The organism is Novosphingobium organovorum (assembly GCF_022832435.1).
In the GTDB taxonomy this organism is placed as follows: Bacteria; Pseudomonadota; Alphaproteobacteria; order Sphingomonadales; family Sphingomonadaceae; genus Novosphingobium; species Novosphingobium organovorum.
Map to the genome: position 1 here is coordinate 1 of NZ_JALHLF010000169.1, position 5,289 is coordinate 5,289.

The 5,289-nt window shown below is 69.0% G+C and carries 6 protein-coding genes; 4 read left to right on the forward strand and 2 right to left on the reverse strand.

Going from position 1 to position 5,289, the window contains the following annotated elements; all coding sequences use genetic code 11:
* Nucleotides 1-19: 19 nt before the first annotated feature.
* Nucleotides 20-1,102, reverse strand: a complete 1,083-nt coding sequence (locus MTR62_RS19740) for a bifunctional transcriptional activator/DNA repair enzyme AdaA (protein ID WP_244024158.1) — start codon at nt 1,100-1,102, stop codon at nt 20-22.
* Nucleotides 1,103-1,227: 125 nt separating this feature from the next.
* A complete protein-coding gene (locus MTR62_RS19745) occupies nt 1,228-1,839 on the reverse strand; it encodes a TlpA family protein disulfide reductase (protein WP_244024161.1) in 612 nt (203 codons plus the stop codon).
* A gap of 19 nt (nt 1,840-1,858) precedes the next feature.
* Between MTR62_RS19745 and argH the strand changes: the two genes are divergently transcribed.
* The 4 genes from argH to MTR62_RS19765 form a co-directional block, all read left to right on the forward strand.
* On the forward strand, nt 1,859-3,232 hold the full coding sequence (gene argH, locus MTR62_RS19750) for an argininosuccinate lyase (RefSeq protein WP_244024167.1): 1,374 nt from the start codon (nt 1,859-1,861) through the stop codon (nt 3,230-3,232).
* 47 nt (nt 3,233-3,279) lie between these two features.
* Entirely contained in the window at nt 3,280-3,519 is a 240-nt protein-coding gene (locus tag MTR62_RS19755; protein WP_244024163.1) for a hypothetical protein, read from the forward strand.
* Nucleotides 3,520-3,540: 21 nt separating this feature from the next.
* Nucleotides 3,541-4,800, forward strand: a complete 1,260-nt coding sequence (gene lysA / locus MTR62_RS19760) for a diaminopimelate decarboxylase (protein WP_244024165.1) — start codon at nt 3,541-3,543, stop codon at nt 4,798-4,800.
* 62 nt (nt 4,801-4,862) lie between these two features.
* On the forward strand, nt 4,863-5,289 hold a 427-nt coding region (locus MTR62_RS19765; protein ID WP_327194443.1), incomplete at its 3' end, for a precorrin-2 dehydrogenase/sirohydrochlorin ferrochelatase family protein.

A 5,289-nucleotide genomic window follows, 5' to 3' on the forward strand; every position in this document is an offset into this window, starting at 1 on the left:
CAGACGGCGGAACCCTGGCTCAGGCGGCGGAACGCGCGGCGCCGTCCTGGCCGCGCAGCGCGCGTTCGATCTCGATCAGCCGCTGCTTGCGCCACAGCCCGCCCGCATAGCCGGTGAGCGAACCGTCGGCGCCGATCACGCGGTGGCACGGGATCATCAGCGCGATCTGGTTGGCCCCGTTGGCGCGGGCCACCGCGCGCACCGCGCTCGGCCGGCCGATCTGCCGCGCGAGGTCGCCATAGCTGCGCGTCTCGCCCGGCGGGATCGTGCGCAGCGCTTCCCACACCTGCCGGGTGAACGGCGTTCCGGCCATCGCCAGCGGAGTTTCGAACCGGCCCGAGCGCGCCGCGAAATAGTCGCCCAGTTCGTGGCTGGCCTGTTCGGTGGGGCCGAGCGGGCCGATCCCGATCCGCTCGTTGGCGCCCGCCTGAAGCTTTTTCAGCTCGGCGGGCAGGCCCTTGCGATCGACGAATTCGAGCAGGTGGAGGTGGTGCGCGCTGGCCACCGCGATCATGTCGCCCAAGGGCGTGGGGATCCAGTTGGCGCGCATCAGCCCGCTGTTGGCTTTCAGTTCACCCGGTGCGCAGCCGAGCAGCCGGGCAAAGGCGGCGCGAAAGGCGCTGGGCGATTCGAAGCGCGCCTCGAGCTGGGCCTCGATCACCGCGCCGCCCGAGGCCAGCGTGGTGAACCCTTCGCGCAGCCGCCGCTGGCGCGCCAGTTCGAGGAAGGTCATCCCGAAATGCCGCTTGAAGGCGCGCCGCACGGTCGAGGCGTCGAGCCCCATTGCGGTCACGTCCTCCTCGCTCCAGCGGTGCGCGGGCGCCCTGTCGAGCGCGGTGAGCAGGGTGTCGATCACCGGCTCGGCCTTGGCCGCCGCCTCGAGCGGGTGGCAGCGCTTGCAGGGACGAAAGCCCGCCTCGATGCATTCGCCGATGGTGGCGCGAAAGGTGCAGTTTTGCGCCAGCGGCTTGCGCGCCGGGCAGGTCAGGCGGCAGAACACCCCCGTCGTCGCCACGCAGACGAAGGCCTGCCCGTCGTAATCGGGATTGCGCGCGAGAAGCGCGGCGTAGAGCGTTTCGCTGTCGGGTAGATCGAAGAGCATGGCCTCCTTCTACCATCGCGAACGCGCGCGCGCCGCCTGATTTCGGGCGTCTATTTTTCGCGGCCGCCGATCGGGCTGATCGCCCCTCCCGCCTGCGTCCGCAGGCGGGAGGGGCGCAGGGGCAGTTACTTCGCCTCGGCGATCAGCTTGAGCGCTGCGGGGCTGGTCCAGTCGTTGGCGCCGGTGTAGCGCCACACTTCCTTGCCCTCACTGTCGAACAGCACCGAAACCGGCAGGTTGCCGCCGTACTGGAAGCCCATGTCGCCCTGCTCGTCGATCCAGGGCTGGATGTTGTCGAGCTTGCGGCGGCGCAGGATCTCGACGACCTTGCCCGCAACGTCGGCCGAATTCTCCGAAACCGGCAGGACGGTGATGCCCAGCTTGTCTTCCTGATCGGTCAGCGCGTTGAGCGTGGGCAGTTCCTTCACGCAGGGCGCGCACCAGGTCGCCCACAGGTTGACCAGCACCGGCTTGCCCTTGAGCGAGGTGAGGTCGAGGCTCTCGCCGGTCGGGTCGACGAGGCTGATCGTGGGCATGGGCTCGCCCTTGTGCGAACGGTCGACGCTGCCGGCTTCGGCGGGCGCGGGCGCGGCGATCGGTTCGCCGATCGCGGGCGTTGGTGAAGCCTGTGGTTGCGCCTTATCGGAGCTTTGCTTATCGCAGCCCGCGACCAGCAGGGCGCAGGACCCGGCAAGCGAATACAGGACGAGCGACTTGAGCGATTTGGACAACAGCACGGGCGGGGGCTCCAACCAGATGTGGGGCGGACGGTTTGCGGAAGGACCGTCGGCGATCATGCGCGAGATAAACGCCTCGATTCCCTTCGACAAGGCGCTGTGGCGTCAGGACGTCGCGGCGAGCAAGGCGCACGTCGCGATGCTGGGCGCGCAGGGTATCGTCACCGCAGCCGATGCCAGGACCATTTCCGAAGGGCTCGATGCGGTCGCGGCCGAGTACGAGGCGAACGGGGTGCCCGAGAACTGGGACCTCGAGGACATCCACATGACCACCGAGTCGCGCCTCGCCGAACTGATCGGCCCGGTCGCCGGGCGCCTGCACACCGCGCGCAGCCGCAACGATCAGGTGGCGACCGATTTCAAGCTGTGGGTGCGCGGCGCGATCGACGAGGTCGATGCCGGGCTCGACGCGCTGCAAAAGGCGCTGGTGACCCGCGCGGGCGAACACGCCGAGACCATCATGCCCGGCTTCACCCACCTCCAGACCGCGCAGCCGGTCACGCTGGGCCACCACCTCATGGCCTATTACGAGATGACCGCGCGCGACCGTTCGCGCCTCGCCGACAACCGCGCGCGGATGAACCGCTCGCCGCTCGGTTCGGCGGCGCTGGCGGGGACGGGCTTCCCGATCGACCGTGCGATGACCGCCTCGGCGCTCGGCTTCGATGCGCCCACCGACAACAGCCTCGACACCGTGTCGGACCGTGACTTCGCGCTCGATTACCTGATGGCCGCGACGCAGTGCGCGCTGCACCTCTCGCGTCTCGCCGAAGAGTTCATCATCTGGGCGAGCCAGCCCTTCGGCTTCGTTCGCCTGCCTGATTCGCTCTCGACCGGCAGCTCGATCATGCCGCAGAAGAAGAACCCCGACGCGGCCGAGCTGGTGCGCGGCCACGCGGGCCGCATCGCGGGCTGCCTGACCGGGCTGATGATGACCATGAAGGGCCTGCCGCTGGCCTATTCGAAGGACATGCAGGACGACAAGCCGCCGGTGTTCGAGGCGCACGGCCTGCTCGCGCTGTCGATCGCGGCGATGACCGGGATGGTCGCGGAGACCACCTTCCGCACTGACCGCATGCGCCAGGCCGCCGAAATGGGCTTTGCCACCGCGACCGATCTGGCCGACTGGCTGGTGCGCTGCGCCGACATTCCCTTCCGCGAGGCGCACCACATCACCGGCGCGGCGGTCAAGCTGGCCGAGACGCGCGGCATCGCGCTCGACCAATTGCCGCTTGAGGACCTCAAAGAGATCGACAGCCGTATCGATGCGCGTGTATTCACCGCGCTCTCGGTCGAGGCATCGGTGGCCGCGCGCACGTCGCACGGGGGCACCGCGCCCGATCAGGTGCGCGCGCGCGTGGCCCAGGCCCGCGCCGCGCTCGGCATGGCATGACCCCGGATCGCGCGCTGCGGCCGGATCGGGGGGATGGAGTTGGTACGATGCGCAAGGTGGTTGCCCTTCTGGCCCTGGTCGCGCTCGCAGGGTGCGGCCAGCAGGCCGAACTGGCGGTGAACACCGGCCAGTCGCTGCCGCCTGCACCGTATGGGCGGGCGCAGAAACCGGCGCCGAGCGAGCTGCTCGAGACGCCCACGCTCGCCATTCCCAAACGCAGTGTCGAACTGCGCACCCGCTCTGAAGAGCGCGAGGACGATCCGTTCGACCTGCCGCCTCCCGAATGATCCTTTTCCGACAGGAATACCATGAACCATTTTGAACTGATCGACGGCGAACTCCACGCCGAACAGGTCGCGCTGGGCGCCATCGCCCGCGAAGTCGGCACCCCGGTCTACGTCTATTCGCGCGCCACGTTCGAACGCCACGCGCGCGTCTTTCGCGAGGCCTTTGCCGCGCTGCCCAAGGTCCACATCGCCTTTGCGGTCAAGTCCAACCCCAACCTGGCCGTGCTGCGCCTGCTGGCCAAGCAAGGCTATGGTGCCGACGTGGTGTCCGAAGGCGAGATGAACCGCGCGCTCGCGGCCGGGATGCCGGCGGCGGACATCGTGTTCTCGGGCGTTGGCAAGACCCGCGACGAGCTGACCGCCGCGGTCAGGGCGGGGATCGGCCAGTTCAACCTCGAAAGCGAGGAAGAGGGCGAGGAACTCGCCGCGATCGCCGCTTCGCTCGGCAAGACCGCGACGTGTGCCTTGCGCGTCAATCCCGACGTCGACGCGCGCACCCACGCCAAGATCTCGACCGGCAAGGCGGAGAACAAGTTCGGCGTCGCCTATGACCGCGCGGCGGGGATCTACGCGCGGCTTTCGGCGCTGCCGGGCCTCGCCATGCGCGGGCTGGCGGTGCACATCGGCAGCCAGATCAGCGATCTGGAACCTTCGCGCCAGGCCTTTCTCAAGATGGGCGCGCTGATGAACGCGCTGCGCGTCGAGGGCTATGCGGTGACCCACATGGACCTGGGCGGTGGCCTTGGCGTTCCCTACAAGCCGGGCGAACAGCTGCCCACGCCGGCCGAGTACGGCGCGATGGTGGCCGAAGTCACGCAAGGCTGGAACGCGACGATCATGTTCGAGCCGGGCCGGGTCATCTCGGGCAACGCGGGCGTGCTGGTGACTGAGGTAATTCGCGTCAAGCAGGGCACGAGCGCGCCCTGGGTGGTGGTCGATGCGGCGATGAATGACCTTGCGCGTCCGGCGATGTACGACGCCTGGCACGATTTCGCGGCGGTCAGGCCGACCGGCGAGACGATGGTCGCGAACGTCGTCGGTCCGATCTGCGAAAGTTCGGATACTTTTGCCAAGAACCGCGAGATCGACGTGGTCAAGGCGGGCGATCTGGCCGTGTTCGGCACCGCGGGCGCTTATGGCGCGACGATGGCCAACACCTACAACTCGCGCGCGCTGGTGCCCGAGGTCATGGTCGATGGGGACAAGTGGGCGCTGGTTGCCAACCGCATCGAGCCCGCGACGATCCTCGCCGCCGAGCAAGTGCCCGACTGGCTGGTCTGAAGGGTTTACGGGGCTGGTCACGGGCGATTGAGCGCGTGGCCAAGCCTTGGTAGGCTGCGCGGATGATCGAAAGTCTTCCGCTTTTCCACGCGGTTTCGGGCCGCTGCGTGATCGTCCTGGGCGATGGCGAGGCGGCGCTTGCCAAGCGTCGGCTGGTCGAGCGTGCCGGGGCCGAGGTCTGCACCGATCTTGACCAAGGCGCGGCGCGCGGCGCGCGGCTGGCCTTCGTCGCGCATGACGATGCAGCCCGCGCCGAGGCCGATGCCGCGCGCGCGCGCGCGGCGGGAATGCTGGTCAACGTGACCGATCGCCCGGCGCTATGCGATTTCACCGTGCCCTCGATCCTCGATCGCTCGCCGGTGCTCGTCGCGTTCGGGACGGGCGGGGCCTCGGCGGGGCTCGCCAAGCATCTGCGGTTGCGCTTCGAAACCTTGCTGCCCCAGACCCTGGGCGCGCTGGCGCGCGCGCTCGCCGATCTACGCCCGCGCC